The sequence below is a fragment of the Arthrobacter globiformis genome, from assembly GCF_030815865.1.
GTDB classification, from domain to species: Bacteria; Actinomycetota; Actinomycetes; order Actinomycetales; family Micrococcaceae; genus Arthrobacter; species Arthrobacter globiformis_B.
The window spans coordinates 4126279-4147667 of sequence record NZ_JAUSXI010000001.1; the positions used below are offsets into that span (position 1 = coordinate 4126279).

At 66.0% G+C, this 21389-nt stretch carries 24 protein-coding genes; 18 read left to right on the forward strand and 6 right to left on the reverse strand.

All coding sequences use genetic code 11. From position 1 onward, the window contains the following. Positions 1 to 26 precede the first annotated feature (26 nt). The 5 genes from QFZ33_RS19195 to QFZ33_RS19215 all read left to right on the forward strand — a co-directional run bounded on the left by QFZ33_RS19195 (position 27) and on the right by QFZ33_RS19215 (position 4433). Complete coding sequence (locus QFZ33_RS19195) at positions 27 to 1712, forward strand: PspC domain-containing protein (RefSeq protein WP_307030027.1); 1686 nt, start codon at positions 27 to 29, stop codon at positions 1710 to 1712. 1 nt (position 1713) lies between these two features. Continuing rightward, the gene (locus QFZ33_RS19200; protein ID WP_307030029.1) at positions 1714 to 1998 is read left to right on the forward strand and encodes a hypothetical protein; all 285 of its coding nucleotides are present in this window, start codon (positions 1714 to 1716) and stop codon (positions 1996 to 1998) included. Between the two features lie 3 nt (positions 1999 to 2001). Then, a complete protein-coding gene (locus QFZ33_RS19205; RefSeq protein ID WP_214858550.1) occupies positions 2002 to 2256 on the forward strand; it encodes a PspC domain-containing protein in 255 nt (84 codons plus the stop codon). A gap of 256 nt (positions 2257 to 2512) precedes the next feature. Then, positions 2513 to 3538 (forward strand): 6-phosphofructokinase, encoded by a 1026-nt coding sequence (locus QFZ33_RS19210; protein ID WP_214858553.1) that lies wholly within the window; start codon positions 2513 to 2515, stop codon positions 3536 to 3538. A 178-nt stretch (positions 3539 to 3716) separates the two neighbouring features. Beyond that, entirely contained in the window at positions 3717 to 4433 is a 717-nt protein-coding gene (locus QFZ33_RS19215; RefSeq protein WP_307030033.1) for a GNAT family N-acetyltransferase, read from the forward strand. A 14-nt stretch (positions 4434 to 4447) separates the two neighbouring features. On the opposite strand, the gene QFZ33_RS19220 is transcribed toward QFZ33_RS19215, so the two are convergent. The 6 genes from QFZ33_RS19220 to QFZ33_RS19245 form a co-directional block, all read right to left on the reverse strand. After that, positions 4448 to 5965: a DHA2 family efflux MFS transporter permease subunit gene (locus QFZ33_RS19220; protein WP_307030035.1), complete on the reverse strand. Its 1518-nt coding sequence runs from the start codon at positions 5963 to 5965 to the stop codon at positions 4448 to 4450. Positions 5966 to 5969: 4 nt separating this feature from the next. Then, complete coding sequence (locus tag QFZ33_RS19225) at positions 5970 to 6386, reverse strand: ankyrin repeat domain-containing protein (RefSeq protein ID WP_102973711.1); 417 nt, start codon at positions 6384 to 6386, stop codon at positions 5970 to 5972. Beyond that, positions 6383 to 7468, reverse strand: coding sequence for a CAF17-like 4Fe-4S cluster assembly/insertion protein YgfZ (gene ygfZ / locus QFZ33_RS19230; protein ID WP_307030037.1), 1086 nt, complete (start codon positions 7466 to 7468; stop codon positions 6383 to 6385). Before ygfZ ends, QFZ33_RS19225 begins: the two co-directional genes overlap by 4 nt. A 41-nt stretch (positions 7469 to 7509) precedes the next feature. After that, positions 7510 to 8232 carry a flavodoxin family protein gene (locus QFZ33_RS19235; protein ID WP_307030039.1) on the reverse strand — a complete coding sequence of 241 codons (723 nt, stop codon included), beginning with the start codon at positions 8230 to 8232 and terminating at the stop codon, positions 7510 to 7512. 122 nt (positions 8233 to 8354) lie between these two features. Beyond that, positions 8355 to 8987, reverse strand: a complete 633-nt coding sequence (locus tag QFZ33_RS19240) for an FABP family protein (protein ID WP_307030041.1) — start codon at positions 8985 to 8987, stop codon at positions 8355 to 8357. A 165-nt stretch (positions 8988 to 9152) separates the two neighbouring features. Next, positions 9153 to 9944 carry a permease gene (locus QFZ33_RS19245; RefSeq protein WP_307030043.1) on the reverse strand — a complete coding sequence of 264 codons (792 nt, stop codon included), beginning with the start codon at positions 9942 to 9944 and terminating at the stop codon, positions 9153 to 9155. A 222-nt stretch (positions 9945 to 10166) separates the two neighbouring features. On the opposite strand from QFZ33_RS19245, the gene QFZ33_RS19250 reads away from it, so the two are divergent. The 13 genes from QFZ33_RS19250 to asd all read left to right on the forward strand — a co-directional run bounded on the left by QFZ33_RS19250 (position 10167) and on the right by asd (position 21330). Further along, the gene (locus tag QFZ33_RS19250) at positions 10167 to 10865 is read left to right on the forward strand and encodes a winged helix-turn-helix transcriptional regulator (RefSeq protein WP_307030045.1); all 699 of its coding nucleotides are present in this window, start codon (positions 10167 to 10169) and stop codon (positions 10863 to 10865) included. Positions 10866 to 11140: 275 nt separating this feature from the next. Further along, the gene (gene mshD, locus QFZ33_RS19255; RefSeq protein WP_307030047.1) at positions 11141 to 12112 is read left to right on the forward strand and encodes a mycothiol synthase; all 972 of its coding nucleotides are present in this window, start codon (positions 11141 to 11143) and stop codon (positions 12110 to 12112) included. A gap of 104 nt (positions 12113 to 12216) precedes the next feature. Next, positions 12217 to 14466: an RNA degradosome polyphosphate kinase gene (locus QFZ33_RS19260; protein ID WP_307030048.1), complete on the forward strand. Its 2250-nt coding sequence runs from the start codon at positions 12217 to 12219 to the stop codon at positions 14464 to 14466. Positions 14467 to 14477: 11 nt separating this feature from the next. Then, positions 14478 to 15449 (forward strand): NUDIX hydrolase, encoded by a 972-nt coding sequence (locus tag QFZ33_RS19265; RefSeq protein ID WP_307030050.1) that lies wholly within the window; start codon positions 14478 to 14480, stop codon positions 15447 to 15449. A 111-nt stretch (positions 15450 to 15560) separates the two neighbouring features. Next, positions 15561 to 15821: a hypothetical protein gene (locus QFZ33_RS19270; protein ID WP_307030051.1), complete on the forward strand. Its 261-nt coding sequence runs from the start codon at positions 15561 to 15563 to the stop codon at positions 15819 to 15821. Next, positions 15818 to 16270 (forward strand): GntR family transcriptional regulator, encoded by a 453-nt coding sequence (locus tag QFZ33_RS19275; RefSeq protein WP_307030053.1) that lies wholly within the window; start codon positions 15818 to 15820, stop codon positions 16268 to 16270. Before QFZ33_RS19270 ends, QFZ33_RS19275 begins: the two co-directional genes overlap by 4 nt. Positions 16271 to 16279: 9 nt before the next feature. Beyond that, positions 16280 to 17083, forward strand: a complete 804-nt coding sequence (locus tag QFZ33_RS19280; protein ID WP_307030056.1) for a thymidylate synthase — start codon at positions 16280 to 16282, stop codon at positions 17081 to 17083. Then, positions 17080 to 17664: a dihydrofolate reductase gene (locus QFZ33_RS19285; protein WP_307030058.1), complete on the forward strand. Its 585-nt coding sequence runs from the start codon at positions 17080 to 17082 to the stop codon at positions 17662 to 17664. The genes QFZ33_RS19280 and QFZ33_RS19285 overlap by 4 nt, the downstream gene beginning before the upstream one ends. Before the next feature lie 3 nt (positions 17665 to 17667). After that, a complete protein-coding gene (locus tag QFZ33_RS19290) occupies positions 17668 to 17886 on the forward strand; it encodes an NF038396 family protein (RefSeq protein ID WP_307030060.1) in 219 nt (72 codons plus the stop codon). Positions 17887 to 17998: 112 nt separating this feature from the next. Then, positions 17999 to 19081, forward strand: a complete 1083-nt coding sequence (locus tag QFZ33_RS19295; RefSeq protein ID WP_307030062.1) for a WXG100 family type VII secretion target — start codon at positions 17999 to 18001, stop codon at positions 19079 to 19081. A gap of 9 nt (positions 19082 to 19090) precedes the next feature. Continuing rightward, positions 19091 to 19744 carry a hypothetical protein gene (locus QFZ33_RS19300; RefSeq protein WP_307030064.1) on the forward strand — a complete coding sequence of 218 codons (654 nt, stop codon included), beginning with the start codon at positions 19091 to 19093 and terminating at the stop codon, positions 19742 to 19744. Continuing rightward, complete coding sequence (locus QFZ33_RS19305) at positions 19731 to 20132, forward strand: hypothetical protein (protein WP_307030065.1); 402 nt, start codon at positions 19731 to 19733, stop codon at positions 20130 to 20132. The genes QFZ33_RS19300 and QFZ33_RS19305 overlap by 14 nt, the downstream gene beginning before the upstream one ends. A gap of 67 nt (positions 20133 to 20199) precedes the next feature. Further along, entirely contained in the window at positions 20200 to 21330 is a 1131-nt protein-coding gene (gene asd, locus QFZ33_RS19310) for an aspartate-semialdehyde dehydrogenase (RefSeq protein WP_307030067.1), read from the forward strand. Positions 21331 to 21389 lie beyond the last annotated feature (59 nt).

The following is a 21389-nucleotide window of genomic DNA, read 5'->3' on the forward strand; positions in this document are numbered from 1 at the left end:
AACAGCACAAACGGCAGTATCGAAGTATGAACTCGCAGACCCCCAACCCCAATGAAGGCCAGCAGCCGGGCACCCCGTCCGAGGGCAGCACCGGCCAGGAACCGGAACAGCCCACAGTGCGGGAAAACACGGAACCGGAAAACACAGAGCCGGAAAGCAGCACAGCCCCGGAAAGCAGCACAGCCCCGGAAAATCCCACGGAGCCGCTGTTCCCGCCTCCGGCCGCGGATGAACCGCCGCACACTTCCGCTGGAGCCACCCCTCCTTCCGGAACGCACGCCGGGTCCAATTCCGGAACCCACGCCCGGCCCGCTTACGGCGCTCCCGTCTACGGCACTTCCGGCTACGGCCGTGCCGCACAGCCGTTGAACTTCTTCGACTGGATCCGAAGCCACGGAATACACCGGGGACGCGACCGGTGGATCGGCGGCGTCTCGAGCGGCATCGCGGAAAGGATGGGCATCGACCCGCTGATCGTGCGCGGCATCTTCATCGTGCTGACGCTGCTCGCAGGCATCGGCGTCCTCCTGTACGGCCTCGGCTGGGCTCTGCTGCCCGAGCCCGACGGCCGGATCCACACGCAGGAGGCGGGCGCCGGCCGGTGGAGCACAGGCATGACGGGCGCGCTCATCACCTCGGTCATCGGCCTCACCGGCATGGGCGGCGGCTTCTGGGGCTGGGGCCACGACGGCTTCGGCTTCTTCTGGGCGTTGTTCTGGATCGGCGGCGTCATCTACCTCATTTACTTCCTGACCCAGCGCAACAAGAACCGCAGCGCAACACCAATGGACTCCACCACCGGCGGCCGGGCGGCCTACGGCTACGCCGGCACCGGCAACGCACCGGCGGCAACCGCGGCCGGATCCTCCGCATCTCCGTCCTCGACAACACAGTTCCAGGCGTCCACCTTCGCTGCCGGCAGCCATACGCCTACCCAGCCCTACACGGTACCGCCGACTCCGGACGCCATCCCGTCGTACAGCCCTGCAACCCCGTACGGCTCCGCAGCACCCACGGCCCCTTACGCCGGCGGCCTTCCGCCACGCCGGCCCGCTCCGGTCCCGACGCCGGCACCCAAGCCGCGGCCGAGCGGCCCCGGAGTTCCCGCCGTGGCCATCACCGCCGGACTGGCGCTGCTGGCGGGCGGCACGCTCAAGGCGCTCGACGCCGGCAACCTGATTGATCTCGGCGACTCGGCCAACGCCGTGGTCTGGGCAGCCGGCGCGGCGGTCCTTGGCCTTGGCATCCTGCTGGCCGGAATGCGCGGCAGGACCTCGGGTGTTCTCGGGTTCTTCGCGGTGGTGGCGCTCATCGTCGGCGGCATTTTCAGTGCAGTGCCCAACGGTGACCGGTTCCGCTTCCAGAATGCGGACTGGAACCCGATCAGCATCGAACAGGCCCGCCAGGGCTTCCAGATCACCGGAGGCCGCGGAACTGTGGACCTCACGGGTTTGAACCTGAACCCGCCCCTGGGCACCGACGTCGTAATCCCCCTCGACGCCACAGCCAGCAACGTGACGGTCGTCATTCCGCGCACCGTGCCGGTGGATGTCCGGGCCGACATGACCCTGGGCAACCTGAACGAGGGTGCGGACAGCCGAAGCGGCATCACCTCCCGGCAAAGCAGCTACAACTCGGACAAGCCCGGGGCCCGGCTGATCCTCCAGATCGACGGCACCGTGAGCAACGTCACCATCCAGGAAGGAAACTGACATGAGCAGTCTTGATCCGTCACCGGACACAAACCCCGCGCCCAAACCGCCCACCGCGGTTACGGACGAACCCGCCGAAGCGCCCGCCCGGGTGGGCACCATCGTCTGGGGACTCGTGGTCCTCGCCCTGGCCGTCCTGATCACCATCTCCCAGCTGGGGATCGTGGTCCTGAACGGTACATACGTGCTGATCGGCCTGATGCTCGGGGCCGGGGCCGCGCTGGTGATCGGCGGGCTGCTCTCAGCACGAAAACGTGACAACAGCACAACAAACGGGAAGTCTTAAACCATGGAAAAGTTCTACAGCATTGTCAGGGGCCTTGGCCTGAAGCGCGGACCTCAGCGCTGGCTGGGTGGCGTATGCGGCGGAATAGCCGAGAAGCTGAACGTGGACGTGGCATTCGTCCGGATTGGTTTCCTCATCTTTTGCCTGCTGCCGGGCCCGGCCATCGTCTTCTACCTGGCGGCATGGCTGATCCTGCCGGACCAGAACAACTCGATCGCGCTCGAGTCCTTCCTCGAAAAGCGCGGCACAGGCCGGTAGTACACCGGCGGGCCGGCAATACCGCCCCGCAGGCAGCCGCCGTCGTCCGTTTCACACAGTGCCCCCGTTCCCGCCGGAACGGGGGCACGCTGCCGTCCCGGCCCTTACCTGTCCCGGTGTCCGGGCCCCGGCGTCCGGACCCCCCCGGGGCTGTAACCGTTTGTGTCCTACCCCACACTCCCCACTAGAATCTCTAATTGAGCTCAGCGTGGCGCTCTGCCCGTAACACCTTCGAACCAGGATTTGAGCCAAGAAAATGAAAATCGGAATCCTCACCAGCGGCGGCGACTGCCCCGGACTTAACGCGGTTATCCGCGGCGCCGTCCTCAAAGGCATTGCCATCCACGGCCACGAATTCGTGGGGTTCCTCGACGGCTGGCGCGGAGTGGTTGAGGGTGACATCATCCCCATTCCCCGTACTCTTGTCCGCGGTATTGCCAAGCAGGGCGGCACCATACTGGGCACGTCCCGGACCAACCCGTTCGAGAACGGCGGCGGACCGGACGTCATCAAAGCCCACATGGACCGCCTGGGCATCGACGCCATCATCGCCATCGGCGGCGAAGGAACCCTCGCGGCCGCCAAGCGCCTCACCGACGCCGGCCTGAAGATCGTCGGCGTTCCCAAGACCGTTGACAATGACCTCGACGCCACGGACTACACCTTCGGCTTCGACACCGCCGTGCAGATTGCCACCGAGGCAATCGACCGGCTGCGGACCACCGGCGAATCCCACCACCGCTGCATGATCGCCGAGGTCATGGGCCGCCACGTCGGCTGGATCGCCCTGCACGCAGGCATGGCCTCGGGTGCTCACGCCATCCTTATTCCGGAGCAGAAGACCAGCATCGAGCAGATCACCAAATGGGTGACCGAGGCCCATGACCGTGGCCGTGCGCCGCTGGTGGTCGTGGCCGAGGGATTCGTCCCGTCGCACATGGAATCACCGCACTCCGAACGCGGGCTGGACACCTTCGGCCGGCCGCGGCTGGGCGGGATCGCCGACCAGTTGGCCCCGGAAATCGAAGCCAGGACCGGCATCGAGACCCGCGCCACCATCCTGGGGCACATCCAGCGCGGCGGTGTCCCGTCCGCTTTCGACCGCGTCCTGGCCACCCGGCTGGGAATGGCCGCCGTCGACTCCGTGGTCGAAGGCCGCTGGGGCACCATGGTGTCGCTGAGCGGCACCGACATTGACCACGTGGCCTTCGAAGCCGCGCTTGGCAAACTCAAGACGGTCCCGCAGCACCGCTACGACGAGGCCGCGGTCCTCTTCGGCTAAGCCCCGCTCCGCGCCCGTCCGGCTTCCTGGAGCGCGAAATGGCAGATAATGCCCTGTTTTTCGGTTTTTGAGGGCATTATCTGCCATTTCGCGCTTGGCTTGAGGGCCGCAACTGTCCGTTCGCGCGGGGAAGAGGGGGCTGGGCACGTGGGACGGCCGGGATCGGTAGGCTGGGATCATGAGTCTTGACCCCGGATCCGCCGCCATCATCCAGCTGGCCTGGGCGCGCCGCCTGGGGCTCGACGACGGCGCTTTCGCCCGTGCGCTGGAAACCAACGAGCGGATCACCAGGGTCGACGACTCCGCACACTCGGTCGAGTTCGTGCGACTGTTCGGCAGCTCGGCCCTGGTGGGTCCGCAGTGGGCGCTGGACGCCGCGGCCGGCATTTCGGACGAAGAGATGGCCCAGCACGTTACCCTGCTGACCATCACCCGCCGGCACGGCGGACACGGCCAGGGCTCCGCCGCGCTCTTCTTCGCCGACGACCTGCCGCTGCTGCAGCCGGCAGAGGAGCTGACGGTGTCGCACGGCAACCCCGAGGCTATCGAGCTTGAAGGCCTGTGCCCGCCGGATGACGTGAACGAGGTGGGCCTGTCCGACCTCGAGAACCGGTACACCATCATTCACGACGACGAGGGGCAGCGCGCGCCGGTGGCCTGCGGTGCCTACTCCGAATGGGAAGGCATTCTGGCCAACATGGGGGTTCTCGTGGCCCCCGAGTGGCGCCGCCGCGGAATGGGATCACTCGCGGCCTCGGTGGCCGCCCACGAGGCGCTGGTCTCCGGGCTGACGCTGCAGTGGCGCACCGACGTCAGCAACAAGGGCTCGCTGGCCACGGCACGCAGCCTGGGCTTTTCCACGGGCGGCATCCAAACCAGTGTGCGACTCGGCTAGCCGCCGTTAAGCTGCTAGCGCGTTGTCGCCTCCGCGTCCTGGCCGGCGGCGGGCCGCTGGCCGCCCCAGCCCTGGACGGCTTTGGGCCGGGCGAAGAACAGTGCCACCGCGGCGCCGAGTACGATCACAGCCGCAGGCAGCATGATCGACTGGCCCATCGCCGTCGAAAAGCCTTCGTGGAGGACCTCCGGCAACTGGCCGCCGAAGCTAGCCGACTCGCTGCCGCCTGATCCGCCAGGCGCCCCCGCAGCGGGGAGTTCCGCCGCGAGCCGGGCCTGCATGAGCACGGCAATGGCGGCGCTGCCGAGGACGGCACCGATCTGCCGCGTGGTGTTGTAGACGCCCGCGCCGGCCCCCGCCTGCCGCATGGGCAGGTTGCGGGTGGCGGTGGAACTCAGAGGTGCCCAGATGCCTGCGTTGGCGAAGCCGAGCACTGCGCTGGGTAGCAGGAACAGCCACACCGGGGTGTCCGGGTGCATGAGGGCTGAGTTCCAGAACAACGCCACCGCCATCAGCAGCAGGCCGGTGGACGTGATGTATCTGGTGTTCACCCGGTCGATGATCCTGCCCACCAAGGGCGCCAGCCCGCCGGAGATCAGTGCCATGGGCGCCATCATCAGGGCAGACTGCGTGGGCGTCATGTCCCGCACGATCTGGTAGTAAAAAATAAGCGGCAGTCCAAAAGCGGTGACGGCGAACCCCACGGTGGTGATCCCGATGTTCGCCAGCGAGAAGTTGCGGTCCCGGAAGAGGCCCAGCGGTAGCAGGGGCTCACCCTTGTTGGCCGCCTGCCAGCCGACAAAAAGCGCCAGCACCACGATGCCGCTGATGATCAATCCCCACACGGTCACCGGACCCGTGATGGTGCCCCAGTCGTACGTCTCGCCTTCCTGGATGCCGAACACCAGCAGGAAAAGCCCGACAGCGCTGAGCACCACGCCGGGGATGTCGAACCTGTGCGGGTGGGTGGTGAGGGACGGAACGAAGCGCCAGGCAAGGATGAAACCCACGATTCCGATGGGCACATTGATGAAGAAGATCCACTCCCAGCCAAGGCCGTCCACGAGCACGCCGCCCAGGATGGGTCCGACGAGCGTGGCCACGCCGGCGGTGGCACCCCACAGTCCCATGGCGGCGCCGCGCCCGTCCGGCGGGAAGATTCTGGTGATCACGGCCATGGTCTGCGGGGCCATCAAGGCAGCGCCGAGGCCCTGCAGGACGCGTGCGGCGATAAGCATTCCGACGGTGCCGGACAGACCGCACCACAGCGACGCAAGGGTGAAGACCACGAGGCCGGCCAGGTACAGCCGCTTCGGCCCGAACCTGTCACCGAGCCTGCCGGTAATCAGCAACGGCACCGCATAGGCCAGCAGATAGGCACTGGTGACCCAGATGACGGCGTTGATGTCCGTGTCCAGCCCCTCCATGATGCGCGGGTTGGCGACCGAAACAATCGTGGTGTCGATCAGGATCATGAAGAACCCGATGACAAGGGACCAGAGTGCGGGCCAAGGCCTGCTTACGTTCTCCAAGTGCTCAGCCCAGCAATTCCAGGATGTCGGCCCGGGCGAACATCTGGGCGGCGGCGCGCGCAGAGGGGGTGCCGGCGTCAGGATCTGCTCCCGCGTCAAGCAGCACCCGGGCGACGTCCGAGTAGCCCTTGAAAACGGCGCCGGCCAGCGGGGTCTGGCCGCGGTCGTTGGCAGCGTTGGCGTCACCGCCGTGGTGAAGGATCAGTTGCACGGTCTCGGCAAAGCCGTGGTAGGCGGCGAGCATGAGCAGCGAGTCGCCTGCGGAGTTGGTCAGCGTGGCCGGGGCGCCGGCGTTGAGGTAGCTGCGCAGCAGCTCGGTCTCGCCGTTGCGGGCGGCGTCGAAGAGGGTATGCGCCAGGGCGAGGGTTTCCTCATCCGGCTGCTGCGGAGCCTGGTCCCCGGGCGCGGTGGAGTCTGTCATTTGTGGGTCCCCCTCAGGAATCCTGTCTGCCTTCCGACCACCTGGCCGGCGTCGGGCGCCACGATTATTTCCTGCGCGGCTGTGTACGGTTCGTCCCCGTCCATAACCGTCAGTATTTCATCCGCGGCGACGGAACGCTTGATGACTGCCAATGCGATGGCGCCCATCTCGTAGTGCTGCGCCACGGACGTCACGGTGCCCACCTTGCGCTCCCCCACCCGGACCTCGCTGCCGGCGGCCGGCATGGTGTGCTGGGAACCGTCGAGCTGCAGGAACACCAGGCGCCGCGGCGGGTGGCCAAGGTTGTGCACGCGCGCGATCGTCTCCTGGCCTTTGTAGCAGCCCTTGGCCAGGTGCACGGCGGTGCGCAGCAGGTCCAGTTCATGCGGAATGGTCTTGTCGTCCGTTTCGGCGCCGAGCCGCGGACGCCAGGCGGCAACGCGCAGGGCTTCGGCGGAGAGGACGCCTGCGAGCTTGCGGTCCCCCACCGTCTGCTCAAGCTCTGGCGCGGGTACGAGATATTCGAACCACGGGCGTTCGGCCCCGGGGTGGGTGTCCTCGGGAACCACGGAGTAGGCGTACCCGCCCGCTCCGACGTGCGGCCAGGGGTCCTGCCACACCTGCAGGCCAGCCCATTCGGGCACGGCCTTGGTGGATCCCACCACTGCCCAGTCGGATGAGACGTCCGCCACCTCGACGCGGAGCATGAACTTCATCCTGGTCAGCCACTCGGCCAAGGGACCCGCCTCGGCCGCCTCGACGATCAGCCAGGTGGTCCCGCCGTCGTCCACCACGCGCGCATCGAATTCGATGCGGCCCTGCACACTCAGGAGCAGCAGTTCGCTGGACTCACCGGGCTGAAGATTGGTGACCTGCTGGGAGGACAGCGTGTTAAGCCAGCTCAGGCGGTCGGGTCCGGTGACCGTCACCACACCGCGGTGGGAAAGATCGACGACGGCGGTCCCGGCCGCGAGGGCGCGCTGCTCCCGCAGCGGTTCGCCGTAGTGGGACGCGACGCCGGCGTCGGCGCCGCCCGCTTCAACGGCGCCAGGGCGCGACAACAGAGGGCTCTTGGTAGTCATATGAAAGGGAACGTCCTTGGCTGGGAGGGTATTCCGGCCACCTAGCGGTACTCCGGGTTTTCGAAACCAAATTTGGTTCCGGCCTTCCATTCTTCCGGAAGGTTGCCATAGGCGGGAATTCCGCCGGCGTCCTTGAGCGTCCGGGCCAGATGCAGGAGGTTCCACGTCATGAACGTGGTGTTCCGGTTCGTAAAGTCGCTCTCCGGGCCGCCCGAACCCTCATCCAGGTAGCTGGGTCCCGGCCCGACGGGGCCGATCCAGCCGGCGTCAGCCTGCGGTGGGATGGTGAAGCCGATGTGCTGCAGGCTGTAGAGGACGTTCATGGAACAGTGCTTGATGCCGTCCTCGTTGCCGGTGATCAGGCAGCCGCCCGCCTTCGGGTAAAAGGCCCACTGGCCCTTCTCGTTGAGCTGGCCCGAATGGGCGTAGAGCCGCTCGATGAGCTTCTTGGTCTGCGAGGAGTTGTCCCCCAGCCAGATGGGCCCGGCCACCACCACGATGTCCGCGTCCTTGACGGCCGGGTACAGCTCGGGCCATTCGTCGGTTGCCCAGCCGTGCTCGCGCATGTCCGGGTAAACGCCGCTGGCGATGTCGTGGTCGACAGTCCGGATGACCCGGGTGGCCACGCCCTGCTTCTCCATGATCAGCCGGCTCACCGTGATCAGGCCCTCGGTGTTGCTCGTCTCCGGCGAACGCTTGAGCGTGCCGTTGAAGTACAGGGCTTTGAGGTCGCTGTAGTCAGCCGGGGGCTGGGACTCATCCATCGGACACTCCATCGGGTTGCTGCGGTCTCAGGCATGGAGACCTGAGGCCAAAGTAGCCGAAAGGAGCGCCGCCGAACAGGGTTTCGGAACAGCGGGCGTGCGCAGCAGCGGGGTGGATGCGGTCAGGCGACCTTATTAAGGAACGCCGAGGCGTGGGCCTCCAGGCCATTGCCCGGTTCAGCAGCCGCGGAGCTTGCCGAGGGGCTGCCGGTGGCCACGTCCCACCGCCAGAGCAGGTTGCCGTCGACCAGCCCGAAGATCCGGGTGGCCGCACTGTAGTCCTTGGAGTGGCTGCCACGCATCACCATGTCGGTGCTGAGCTGGATCTGCGGGCCCTTGATCTGCCCGTAGTACAGCTCCGAGATGCCGCCCGGGTGGCTGATCGACACTGAGATGTCGAAGCCGCCATCCTTGTTGCGGAGCGCCTCAACCTCGTCGGCGCTTTTCAGCACCGGCACGATGTCCCCGGGAACGAGGCCGGGGCCGCTGTCAGCCTCCAGCTGTTTGCGCTCCAAGGCCCAAAAACCGGTCTCAACAGTGAGCGGCCGGAGCCTGGTGCCGTCCTCGTCGGTAAGCCAGCTTTCCGCACGGTACTGCAGGTACGGCAGACCGTTGTGGGTGAAGGAAACATGCTGCAGGAAGTGCTCTGAACCTTCATCACCGGCCCCGAGCCGGCCACGGCCCTCCCACTCGCCGATGAGCCAGGACAGGGGAACCAGTTCGGGAGTCAGGTCCGTAGGAATTTCAATAGGCACAGCCGCTACCTCTCGAAACTGCTAAGCAGGGGTTTTACCGCTGTCCCTTGAACAGTCGGTAGACAACAAAACCGGCAAACCAGGCCATGGACAGGCTGGCAACGCCGAGCAGGACAAGGAAGAAGATTTCAAATGCAAGTACGGACATGATGCCATCCTAACCCGTCAGGAGATGAGTAGTTTGTCTATGAAGTAGGCGAGCGAACCGACCGCCGAAATAGGCGCCAGGCCCATGCCCAAGGCAGCCGGAAAGTTCAGCGGAGCGCCCCGGAGGGTCACCAGTCGGCGGAAACTGACCAGGACCGCCCCGACCACCACACCGAACACGGCCGCGGGCAAAACGGTGATGTCGGAGAACACCAGGCCGGCGAGCGGCCCGGCCAGTCCGGCCAGGGTGATGCCCAGGGGCGCAATGATCCGGTCCGGCCAGCGGATGAGGCCGGCGAACAGTGCGACGGCGGCGCTGATGCCGGCCACCAGCACCATCTCCTTGACACCGTTGAACCTGGCGCTGGCGATCCAGCCGGAGCCCAGGCAGGAGAGGAGGACGCCCACGCTGCAGCCGAGTGTCGACTCGAGGCGCTGCGCCTGGCCGGTGCCGCGCACCAGCTGGACAAGGAAGACGGCGGTGACACCCAGGGCAATGAAGCCGGGCGTCCAGTTGAGGTAGCCGGGGGCGGCCGCGAAAGTGGCCGCAACGGCCGAGCCGGCCCCTGACAGTCCGATCACGGCCGCGAGGGTTTTCTTGGCGGGGATTCCCAGGTAGTGGGGCCAGCCGACGCCGATCCCCAGGGCAAAAAGCACGGCAACCGCCAGGAGGACGTCCGGAGTCCGGAAGACGCTGGCCACCAGCGTGGCCAAGCCCGCCAGGCCAACGACTCCGATGCTCCATGACTGGAGCGTCCGGCCGGCAGCGACAGGAGTGCTCACCTCGGGGGCAGGCCGTGGCGTACTCATCTCGGACTCTGCACTCAAATCTGCTGCGACCTCATCCTGGCTGTGCCGTTGACGGGCAGGGGCTCGGCCCCCTGACGGTTTCAATCCTGCCCTATGTGACCGCCATATGTCGTAAACAAGGCGCGCGGGTATGGCCCATCAGTGTCTGTCAGGGAGCCGTTGGGTATACTCAGACATCAGCTCAGTCGCCCGACGATGCGCGGACAGCCCCTTGGAGGAATAATGTCGCACATCCTGTTACTGACCAACAGCACCGGGTCATCGGTGGACATTTTGCCTGCCCTGGAGCTTCTGAACCACCGGGTGCACATCCTTCCCGCCGAGCCCACCGCCCTGCTCGAGACTGACCCCTGCGACATCGTCCTCCTGGACGCGCGCAAAGACCTCGTGGGCGCCCGCTCCCTGACCCAACTCCTGAAGGCCACCGGCCTCAGCGCACCACTGGTGCTGATCCTCACCGAGGGCGGCATGGCGGCCGTTTCCTCAGCCTGGGCCGTCGATGACATCGTGCTCGACTCGGCTGGCCCCGCCGAGGTGGAGGCACGGATCCGCCTCTCTATCGCCCGGGCTGTACCGGAGCAGGAGGAGGCTCCCTCCGAGATCCGGGCCGCCGGCGTCGTTATTGACGAGGCGAGCTACACGGCGCGCGTCAACGGTGCGGCACTGAACCTGACCTTCAAGGAATTCGAACTCCTGAAGTACCTGGCGCAGCACCCCGGCCGGGTATTCACCCGGCAGCAGCTCCTCACCGAAGTCTGGGGCTATGACTACTACGGCGGCACCCGGACGGTGGACGTCCACGTCCGGCGGCTGCGCGCCAAGCTGGGCGCCGACCACGAGAACCTGATCAGCACAGTGCGCAACGTGGGCTACCGGCTCACCCTGATCCGCCAGCAGGAGGACGAACTCACCGAGGCGTAGGCCTCAGGCCGGACCCCACGGGGCCCGCCGCCGAGTGCCTGCACCCCGGCACCACCTGCAGTAGAAACACAGAACGGCCCGGCTCACCAGAGCCGGGCCGTTCTGTACTTCTACTTATAAGTGGAGGACATACGGTTCGAACGTATCGAGGCCACCCCAGTGGTGGATCCCCCTCGCAACCTGCCATGAATGCCGGCTGAGGTAACGACTATACGGGGCGCCACGGCCTGTTCCAAATCGGGCGTGCCCGGGTGGCGTCCGTATAGCCTTACAGCATGAGTCCTGCGCACCCGGAGAAATGGCCCGTCCTTGTCATCAAGGGCGGCGTGGATGAAGAGCTGCTGCGGGATGTCCGCACCCTGCTGGCCGCCGCCGAGGAATCGGACGGCAATCCGCCCATTTCCGAACAGACCCTCGTGACCATGCGCGCGGCGGACTCGGGCCCGCACACGCTGCTGACCCTTGCCCTCTACGCCCCGGATGAGGAGTCGGACCCCGCCACGGCACAGGACCTGGCCGGTTTCGCCGTGGTCGTCGAGGAGCCGGACGGGACAGGCGTGGTGGAAATCGCAGTGCACCCCAGCTATCGGAACCAGGGCGTGGCAGACCGGCTCGTTAGCACGCTCAAGTCCTCGCGCGGCCTGGACGGGCTCAAGGCCTGGTCGCACGGCAACCATGAGGCCGCTGCGGACCTGGCGGCCCGGTACGGCTATGGCCCGGTTCGGGAACTGTGGAAGATGCGGCTCACCACCGCCGCCGCTGACCTGCCCGACTTCGGCCTTCCGGACGGCGTCTCGATCCGCGCGTTCGTGCCGGGCAAAGACGAAGAGGCCTGGCTCGTAGCCAACCGTGAGGCTTTCGCGCACCACCCGGAGCAAGGTTCCCTGACCAGGGCCGACCTGCAGGCCCGGATGGACGAGCCCTGGTTCGACCCCGCCGGCTTCCTGCTGGCGGAGGGCCGGGACGGGCGGCTCCTGGGCTACCACTGGACCAAAGTGCATCCGCGGCACGGGACACACCCTGCCATTGGCGAGGTGTACGTGGTGGGCGTAACGCCCGCCGCCCAGGGCATGGGCCTGGGCAAGGCGCTGACCATCGCCGGGATCCGGCACCTCCAGCAGCAGGGCCTGCACGCCGTCATGCTGTACACGGATGCGGACAACACTCCGGCCGTCTCTCTGTACCGGCGGCTGGGCTTTACGCGCTGGGATATGGACGTGATGTACGGGCCGGTTGAGGGGCGTTAACCGGCTCTTTGACGCCTGATTTAGCCGCCCCGAAATCTTCGGGTCCCGGACCCGTGAATGCTTGTAAGGTTGAAACCAAACCCGCCAGTACTCAAGGAGAGCGCATGCAACCGGAATCCGCCGGAACAGCCACCACCGAAATCAAGGTTGCCCCTGTGCGCGCCCGGTTCGGCTCCTCCGAAGTGCCGGCCTCCCGCGCCACGCAGGACCGGATCGACATCCCTGAGTTCGCCGCCATCCTGGAGCCGGATGGCGAGATCAGCCCGGACCGGTTCCTGGACCGCGAGCTGAGCTGGCTCGCGTTCAACTCCCGGGTTCTCGAACTGGCAGAAGACCCCAACCTGTACCTGCTGGAGCGCGTCAACTTCCTTTCGATCTTCGCGTCCAACCTCGATGAATTCTTCATGGTCCGCGTGGCCGGCCTGAAGCGCCGCATCGCCACCGGACTCGCCGTCCCGTCCCCGGCCGGCCTGAGCCCCGTGCAGGTCCTGGAACAGATCGGCGAGGCCGCCCACCGCCTGCAGCAGCGGCACGCCCAGGTCTACGCGGAACAGATCCGGCCGGCCCTGGCCTATGAGCACATCCACCTCATGCACTGGGACGAGCTCGACGACGAAGCCCGGCACCGGCTCAGCGCCATGTTCGCGGAGAAGGTCTTCCCCATCCTCACTCCGCTGGCCGTGGACCCCGCCCACCCCTTCCCCTACATCTCGGGCCTTTCCCTGAACCTGGCCGTGGTGGTCCGGAACCCCGTCAGTGACAAGGAGCTGTTCGCCCGCGTCAAGGTGCCGGACCAGCTGCCCCGCCTGATCTCCATCGACGGTCCCCGGGCCGGGACGGTGCCCGGCCGCGTGGCACGGTTCATCGCCCTCGAGGAAGTCATCGCAGTCCACCTGGACCAGCTCTTCGCCGGCATGGAAGTACTGGAGCACCACACCTTCCGTGTGACCCGCAACGAGGACGTTGAGGTGGAAGAGGACGACGCCGAGAACCTCCTGCAGGCGCTCGAGAAGGAACTGCTGCGCCGCCGGTTCGGTCCGCCCGTCAGGCTCGAGGTCACCAACGACATCAACCCGAACATCCGCGCCCTGCTGATCCGTGAGCTTGGTGTGGACGAGTCGGAGGTCTACTCCGTTCCGGCGCCCCTGGACCTGCGCGGTTTGTCCGTGATCGGCAACATCGACCGCGCGGACCTGCGCTATCCCAAGCACGTGCCCCACACCTCGCGGTACCTGAACGAGTCCGAGACGTCCAAGGCCGCGAACGTCTTCGCCGCGATGCGCCGCCGGGACATCCTGCTGCACCACCCGTATGATTCGTTCTCCACGTCCGTCCAGGCGTTCCTGGAACAGGCGGCGGCGGACCCCAAGGTGCAGGCCATCAAGCAGACCCTGTACCGCACCTCGGGCGACTCCCCCATTGTCGACGCCCTGATCGACGCTGCCGAGGCGGGCAAGCAGGTGCTGGCCCTCGTGGAGATCAAGGCCCGCTTCGACGAGCAGGCGAACATCTCTTGGGCCCGCAAGCTGGAGCAGGCTGGCGTCCATGTGGTCTACGGCATCGTGGGCCTGAAGACCCACTGCAAGCTCTCCCTCGTGGTCCGCCAGGAGGTGGACGGGCTGCGCCGCTACTGCCACATCGGAACCGGCAACTACCACCCGCGCACCGCGCGCTACTACGAGGACCTCGGGCTCCTGACCGCGAACGACCAGGTGGGCGAGGACCTGTCCAAGCTGTTCAACCAGCTGTCCGGGTACGCCCCCAAATCGACCTTCAAGCGGCTCCTGGTGGCCCCCCGGTCCGTGCGTTCGGGACTGATCGACAGGATCGAAGCCGAAATCAGCAATGCCCGCGCAGGCATCCCCGCGCGCGTGCAGATCAAGGTCAACTCCATGGTGGATGAGTCCATCATCGATTCCCTGTACCGCGCGTCCCAGGCCGGCGTGAAGGTGGACGTCATTGTCCGCGGCATCTGCTCCCTGCGCCCCGGCATCCCCGGGCTGAGCGAGAACATCACGGTCCGCTCCGTCCTTGGCCGCTTCCTTGAACACTCCCGCGTATTCGCCTTCAGCAACGGAGGCGACCCCGTGGCGTACATTGGCTCCGCCGATATGATGCACCGCAACCTGGACCGCCGGGTGGAGGCGCTGGTGCAGCTGTCCGGCGGCGAGGACACCGCCTACGTCCTGGACCTGATGCGCCGGTACATGGACCCCGAGACGTCCAGCTGGCACCTTGACAACGACGGCGAGTGGACCCGCCACCACATCGGCGACGACGGCAGCAAGCTGGACGATGTCCAGTCCTGGCTCCTGGCATCACGCTCCCGGCAGCGTGCCGTCGTCCGGCGGTAGGAACCCGGCCTTTGAAGAGCAGCGACTCACCCATAGCGGATCAGACCGATCACCCGGGCGAGCCGGTCGCCGTCACGGCCGCCGGCGCCCTGCCTTGGCGCGTCAAGAAGGACCAGCTGGAGGTCCTCCTGATTCACCGGCCACGGTACGACGACTGGTCCTGGCCCAAGGGCAAGCTTGACCGCGGCGAAACTGTGCCCGAGTGCGCAGTCCGCGAGGTGGAGGAGGAGATCGGCCTCGTGGCGCCGCTGGGCATCCCGCTCCCGCCCATCCATTACCATGTCTCCGCCGGGCTGAAGGTTGTGCACTACTGGGCCGTTGAGGTCACCGGCAATTCCCTGCGGCCTGACGGCAAGGAAGTGGACAGCGTCATGTGGTGCGCACCGGAGCGTGCGGCCGCGCTGTTGTCCAACCCGTCCGACCGGGCGCCGCTGGAATACCTGGCGGCGGCCCACGCCCGCAAGGAACTGCAGACCTGGCCGCTCGTCGTCATGCGCCATGCCAAGGCCAAACCTCGATCGTCGTGGACCAAGGCGGAAGGCGAACGGCCCCTGGCCGCCACCGGTATACGCCAGGCCCAGGCCGTGCACCGGCTGCTGAAGGCGTGGAAGCCGCGGCGCGTGGTCAGCAGCCCGTGGCTGCGCTGCGTGGCGACCATCGCCCCCTACGTCAAGTCTTCGGACGCCAAGGTGAAACTGGTGGATGCGCTTACGGAGCACCGGCATGCCCGCAACCCCAAAAAGACTGCTGCCGTCGTGGACGCATTGTTCGACAAGCAGCGTGCAGTGGTGCTGTGCACGCACCGGCCGGCCCTCCCCACCGTGCTGGGCCAGCTCGCCGGTTACATGACCCCGCGGCTCAAGGGCCTGCTGCCGGTAGCGGATCCATATCTCGCCCCCGGGGAAATGATCATCTGCCACGTGGCGCACGGCAGCAACAGCAGGATTGTCTCGGTGGAGCAGTTCAAGCCCTTCGACGACTGAGTCTCCACCGCCGTCCAGCCATCCGCCTTGACCCCGCCATCTTTGTATCAAATACTTGATACAAAAATGGCGCTTCGGGATCAGGCGCTTTGGGGATCATTGGGGGATCTGGTGCCAATACAGTTTGAGTTGCCGCCCATGGCGCTGCTGGGACCGCTGCTAGCCGCAGTGGGCATTTACGGGTTATTGCGCTGGGTTGTCTGGCTGCTGGGAACGCAGACGGTCCCGGCGGAAATGTGGGAGGCGACGGCAGCCGCCGTCGGGTACGTGCTGGTGGCAGCCGCCGTGCTGCTCTCCTTGATCCGTGTGAGCGCTTTCGGCCCGAGGAGCTCGCCGGCCGCTCGGCGCGCACCGGTGGAACCTGCGCGATGACAGTCGGCATTTCGGTGGACCTCGGTTCCCCCACTCCCCCGTATGAGCAAATTCGGCTGCAGATCAGCGCGCTGATCGCCGCGGGCGGGCTCACAGCCGGAACGCGGCTGCCGGCAGTCCGCAGCCTCGCAGCAGACCTGGGGCTTGCCGCTGGGACCGTCGCCCGGGCGTACAAGGAACTCGAACAGTCCGGGCTCATCGAGACCCGGCGCAGAAACGGAACCGTCGTCCTCGGGCTTCCGGCCGACGGTTCCCCGGGCGCCGGGGCGCCCGGCTCCGGTGCGTCCGGCTCCGGCGCGGTCGGAGCGGAACTGGGCGCCGCCGTCGAACGTCTCATCCAGGCCGGGGCCAAGGCGGGACTGCCCGATGAGGAGCTTCTTGCGCTGGTCCGTGTTGGTCTGCAGCGGCGTCGCGGCCTGCCTTCGGGCCCGCCGTCGAGCTCCGACTAGACTGGACGGGTGAGCACCCCAACGCCCTATGAAGACCTTCTGCGCGACGTCATGGCCAACGGCACGCACAAATCAGACCGCACCGGCACCGGAACCAGCAGCGTTTTCGGCCGCCAAATTCGCTTTGATCTGGGCGAAAGCTTTCCGCTGATCACCACCAAGCGGGTGCACTTCAAGTCCGTTGCCGTCGAACTGCTCTGGTTCCTCCGCGGCGACTCCAATGTGAAGTGGATGCAGGACCAGGGCGTGACCATCTGGAACGAGTGGGCCGATGCCGAGGGTGAACTCGGACCGGTCTACGGCGTGCAGTGGCGGAGCTGGCCCACGCCGGACGGCGGTCACATCGACCAGATCGCTGAGCTCGTGGAGAGCCTGAAGTCGAACCCGGACTCGCGCCGGCACATCGTCTCGGCCTGGAACGTGAGCGAGCTCAGGGACATGGCACTGCCGCCCTGCCATGCGTTTTTCCAGTTTTACGTGGCGGACGGCAAGCTGTCCTGCCAGCTGTACCAGCGGTCCGCGGACATGTTCCTGGGCGTGCCGTTCAACATCGCTTCCTACTCGCTGCTAACCTGCATGCTGGCGCAGCAGACCGGCCTCAAGCCCGGCGAATTCGTCTGGACCGGGGGGGACGTGCATATCTACGAGAACCATATGGACCAGGTCCTGAAGCAGCTGGAGCGGGAACCGTACGAGTACCCGCAGCTGAAGATCACCCGCAAGCCGGAATCGATCTTCGACTACACCCTGGACGACTTCGAAGTGGTGGGCTACCGGCACCACCCCACCATCAAGGCGCCGATCGCCGTATGAGCACGGAGGGCACTATGGATGCGCAGGCTTTCAGCGAGGACATCGCCGCGGGGATGTCCGGGATCGGACTCGTGTGGGCACAGACGCCTGCCGGCGTCATCGGCAAGGACGGCGACATGCCGTGGAACCTGCCCGAGGACCTGTTGCACTTCACCAGGGTCACCACCGGCCATCCCGTCATCATGGGCCGCAAGACCTGGCTGTCCTTCCCGGCGAAGTACCGTCCGCTGCCCAACCGGACCAACATCGTCATCACCCGGCAGGAGAACTGGGGCAGCTCGCCCGAGGCGGAGGGCGCCGTCGTCGTCAAATCCCTCGATGACGCCCTGCTGGAATCACAGTTCGCCCCAGGATGCGAAGCAGTCTGGATCCTCGGCGGCGGCGAAATTTTCAAGGAGTCCACGGGCCTGGCCAACGTCGCGGTGGTCACCACCATCGATGTTGATGCCGACGGCGACACGTACGCCCCGGAGCTCGGCGACGGTTGGGTGGCCGGGACGTCCGTGCCGGCCGACGGCTGGCTGACGGGGGCCAACGGCACGCGCTACCGGTTCACCAAGTGGAACCGCTCGGAAGGTTAGAACATGCTGCGTAAACCGGAAACCCTCTTCGTGCTCGGCTACATGCTGCTGCCACTGTTTGCCCTGCTGTCCGCGATTGTCGGGCTCACGATGATCCTGGGAGGCAACAAAATTGCCGGCATCATCGTGCTGGTGGTCGTGACGCAGGTGTTCACCTTCGGCGCCTTCTTTGCGCTGCGAGCCCGCAAGACCGCACTGCTGGAGGAGCCCGACCGCCAGTAGCGTCCGGATGGGGAGTGCTGCCCATCGCGGCGGCCCGGGGCGCGAACTAGAGTGATGGCTGGACTTAGCAGCAAGCCGTGCCGTGCGGAACGGTCAGATTTTGGGGGACGATGTGTCAGGTAATTTGTGGGGCGCCGATGTCGCGCAGCTTCGCACACTCGCGCAGCAGTTCGGAAAGGTTTCCGACGACCTGATGCAGACGTCGTTGCATCTGACCAACCAGATCAACAGCAACCCTTCTTGGAAGGGCAACGACGCCACCCAGTTCCGTTCGGACTGGAACGGCAACCACAGGGCTCTTATCCAGCGGACGGTGCGCGCCCTCAACGACGAAACCCGCAGGCTGCTGGACAACGCCAACGAGCAGGAGAAGGCCAGCGACGCCGCACCGGGCTCCGGCGGCGGGCCCGTCACCCTACGCGATCCCGGCGGGGCGCTTGCAGGCGTTCTGGGCGGGGGAATTGCGGCGCTCAGGGCCGGCATGAACGTCCAGAAATACATCAAGGCCCCGCTCACCCTGGCCAAGCACGTTGGGCAGTACAGCTGGGTTCTGAAGAACCGCGGGAGCGACGTCATCAAGCCGTTCCTGACGAAGGGCCGGCACCGGCTTGGCGGTCCGGTCTTTGAAGGCCGTCACCTATGGCAGAGCACCGCAGGCAATGCCGCCCTCGAGAAACTCCTGAAAAGCTCCGGGGAGTCGAGCCGCGCCCTCCGACTCATCGACAACGCTTCCGACATCGCGTCACTCAAGAACCTGCACGAGTACATTCCCCCGTTGGAAAGGTTCGAAGGGTTCTTCGCGGAGAAGTCTAAGTTCGGCGTGGGAAAAAGTTGGGAGTGGCTAGGCAAGTCCGGCCTAGCACGCGGCCTGGGCTGGGCTGGCGTCGGTTTCAGCGCTTACGACTCCGTGAACAGCTTCGCTAACGGTGATGTCAAGGGCGGGCTTGAGGGGATCGGCAAGACCGCGCTCGGCATTGGAAGCTTCATGCCGCCTCCCGTGGGGACCGTCTGCCAGGTAGCCAGCGTCGGCATACTTGTGTACGAAAACTGGGACACCATCAGCAGCGTGGGAAAGAACATCGGCGAAGGCATAGTCAACGCTGTGAAGGACCCCGGAAAGTTCGTCAGCGACACGAAAGATACGCTGGTTGACGCAGGTAAGTCTGTGGGCAAGTTCTTGGGATTAGGCGATTAGGAGACAAGCATGACTGTTCAGGACCCAACCCAGCAGGAGCCGCGCCTCGGCGTCGACGTCATCGGTTTCGGGGTCGGAGAGTTTGCTTACCTGCTCAACGTTTTCGAAGGCCCGGCCCGCGACCGTTCGGTCAGCATCTTCCGTGCCGAAGAGATGGTCGACGATGTAACGCTGTCGACTGCCGGCGCTTCCTCTTTGCTGGCACGGGATCTGGCTACTATTGACGACGACGGCGATTTGGGTGTGAAAGGCGTGGCCGCTGCCGTCGCCACCGCCCTGGGCCAGGCGACCCGGTGGACGGAAATCTCGCTCCTGACCGGCGAAGCAATGGACAATGTGGCAATGCTGGAAGCACCTGGAGTTTCGCTGATGCTCCAGCCTCGGTTCCTGGGCACTTGGTTCGTCTTTGCCCAGGATCCCGAAATCAGCTCGACAGAAGCCACTTTGCGCGTAGTACGCCAGCACGTCGAACAAAACCATGGTGGCTCCGCATATCTGGTTTTCAAGACCCTGGCTTCCGAGGAACACCTACTGATCCGACGTGAGGAGACCTCTTGGACCACCGGCGTTCCCGATTTCGACAAGGACGAGGTGGCGGAAACAGCTGGCCTGGATGACGCCGGGCTGCTGGCGGCGATCGAGGATGCCCGTGGCGAGGCGTAGTGAAGGTGTCCCCCAGGAGCCGGGGTACGTTCCGCGCCAAACCCCCGAGGACAAGCTGATCTTTCGCAAGGCTGAAAACGGTGAAATGGTGGGCTACACGTCGGCTGAATACGGAGTCCGAAAGGACGACGGCGGAGGCCTGGTTCAGCCCATGAACAAATCCGGCGGGCTGCTCTTCCTCGCCATCCTCCTCACCGCCTGCCTGGGAGGCCTTATCTACGGCGTGGTGCAAGCGGCCATCACCGACCAGTGGCACATTCTTGGCGAAGTTTGGTGGGTCTTCCCGGCTACTCTGTATCCCTTCTCGGCCGCTTGGGCGGGCTATTTCAAGGAGCGCCGGGCCGAGAAGCTCCGCCAGGCCCGCAACCTTCCGCGGCCCGTCGACTGAGGTCCCTGCCGCCGCGGCAGTGACGTAACGGACTGCGGCCCGCCAATTCCAAAGATAAACTGGCTCAATGACTACAGCAGCTACTCCGTCCGTTGGACTGGTCGGTTGGCGTGGCATGGTCGGCTCCGTCCTGATGCAGCGCATGCAGGAAGAGGGCGACTTCGCCAACATCAACCCCGTATTTTTCTCCACCTCGAACGCAGGAGGTGCCGCCCCTGCCTTTGCTGAGGGCGCAGGCAAGCTCGAGGACGCGTTCGACATCGACACGCTGGCGAAGCTGCCCATTATTGTCACCGCCCAGGGCGGGGATTACACCAAGCAGGTCCACGGCGAACTGCGCAGCCGCGGCTGGGACGGCCTCTGGATCGACGCCGCCTCCACCCTGCGCATGAACGACGACTCCATCATCGTCCTGGACCCGATCAACCGGGACGTCATTGACAAGGGGCTCGCCAACGGCACCAAGGACTTCGTCGGCGGCAACTGCACCGTGTCCTGCATGCTGATGGGCCTCGGCGGCCTCTTCAAGAACGGCCTCGTCGAGTGGGGCACGTCCATGACGTACCAGGCGGCTTCCGGCGGCGGCGCACGGCACATGCGCGAGCTGCTCAGCCAGTTCGGCACGCTCAACGCCGAGGTCAGCACGGAACTGGATGACCCGGCCTCGGCCATCCTGGACATCGACCGCAAGGTGCTGGCCCACCAGCGGAGCGACATCGACGCCACCCAGTTCGGTGTCCCGCTGGCCGGCTCGCTTATCCCCTGGATCGATGCGGACCTCGGCAACGGCCAGTCCAAGGAGGAGTGGAAGGCCGGCGTCGAGACGAACAAGATCCTCGGCACCTCGGATGAGAACCGCGTCATCATGGATGGCCTCTGCGTGCGGATCGGGGCTATGCGCTCGCACTCGCAGGCGCTCACTTTGAAGCTGCGCGAGGACCTTTCCGTTGCCGAGATCGAGAAGTTACTCGACGAGGACAACGAATGGGCCAAGGTGGTGCCCAACTCCAAGGAAGCCTCCATGGCCGACCTGACCCCCGTGGCGGCATCGGGCACCCTGACCATCCCGGTGGGGCGCATCCGCAAGCTCGAGATGGGCCCGCAGTACATCAGCGCCTTCACCGTCGGCGACCAGCTCCTCTGGGGTGCCGCCGAACCGCTGCGCCGCATGCTCACCATCGCCACCGGCACGCTGTAACCGGGCTTCGCGCCACTCAACCGGCCCTGCCCCGCACGACCCGGCCCCGCTCCCCTGCG

What these genes read in the sequence shown, in the direction of transcription:
- mshD (WP_307030047.1), top strand. Translation starts at nt 11,141, where the DNA reads ATGAGTCCTGCGCACCCGGAGAAATGGCCCGTCCTTGTCATCAAGGGC.
- QFZ33_RS19235 (WP_307030039.1), bottom strand. Translation starts at nt 8,232, where the DNA reads ATGGATGAGTCCCAGCCCCCGGCTGACTACAGCGACCTCAAAGCCCTG.
- QFZ33_RS19215 (WP_307030033.1), top strand. Translation starts at nt 3,717, where the DNA reads ATGAGTCTTGACCCCGGATCCGCCGCCATCATCCAGCTGGCCTGGGCG.
- QFZ33_RS19300 (WP_307030064.1), top strand. Translation starts at nt 19,091, where the DNA reads ATGACTGTTCAGGACCCAACCCAGCAGGAGCCGCGCCTCGGCGTCGAC.
- QFZ33_RS19285 (WP_307030058.1), top strand. Translation starts at nt 17,080, where the DNA reads ATGAGCACGGAGGGCACTATGGATGCGCAGGCTTTCAGCGAGGACATC.
- QFZ33_RS19205 (WP_214858550.1), top strand. Translation starts at nt 2,002, where the DNA reads ATGGAAAAGTTCTACAGCATTGTCAGGGGCCTTGGCCTGAAGCGCGGA.
- ygfZ (WP_307030037.1), bottom strand. Translation starts at nt 7,468, where the DNA reads ATGACTACCAAGAGCCCTCTGTTGTCGCGCCCTGGCGCCGTTGAAGCG.
- QFZ33_RS19275 (WP_307030053.1), top strand. Translation starts at nt 15,818, where the DNA reads ATGACAGTCGGCATTTCGGTGGACCTCGGTTCCCCCACTCCCCCGTAT.
- QFZ33_RS19250 (WP_307030045.1), top strand. Translation starts at nt 10,167, where the DNA reads ATGTCGCACATCCTGTTACTGACCAACAGCACCGGGTCATCGGTGGAC.
- QFZ33_RS19260 (WP_307030048.1), top strand. Translation starts at nt 12,217, where the DNA reads ATGCAACCGGAATCCGCCGGAACAGCCACCACCGAAATCAAGGTTGCC.
- QFZ33_RS19195 (WP_307030027.1), top strand. Translation starts at nt 27, where the DNA reads ATGAACTCGCAGACCCCCAACCCCAATGAAGGCCAGCAGCCGGGCACC.
- QFZ33_RS19200 (WP_307030029.1), top strand. Translation starts at nt 1,714, where the DNA reads ATGAGCAGTCTTGATCCGTCACCGGACACAAACCCCGCGCCCAAACCG.
- QFZ33_RS19290 (WP_307030060.1), top strand. Translation starts at nt 17,668, where the DNA reads ATGCTGCGTAAACCGGAAACCCTCTTCGTGCTCGGCTACATGCTGCTG.
- QFZ33_RS19210 (WP_214858553.1), top strand. Translation starts at nt 2,513, where the DNA reads ATGAAAATCGGAATCCTCACCAGCGGCGGCGACTGCCCCGGACTTAAC.
- QFZ33_RS19245 (WP_307030043.1), bottom strand. Translation starts at nt 9,944, where the DNA reads ATGAGTACGCCACGGCCTGCCCCCGAGGTGAGCACTCCTGTCGCTGCC.
- asd (WP_307030067.1), top strand. Translation starts at nt 20,200, where the DNA reads ATGACTACAGCAGCTACTCCGTCCGTTGGACTGGTCGGTTGGCGTGGC.
- QFZ33_RS19225 (WP_102973711.1), bottom strand. Translation starts at nt 6,386, where the DNA reads ATGACAGACTCCACCGCGCCCGGGGACCAGGCTCCGCAGCAGCCGGAT.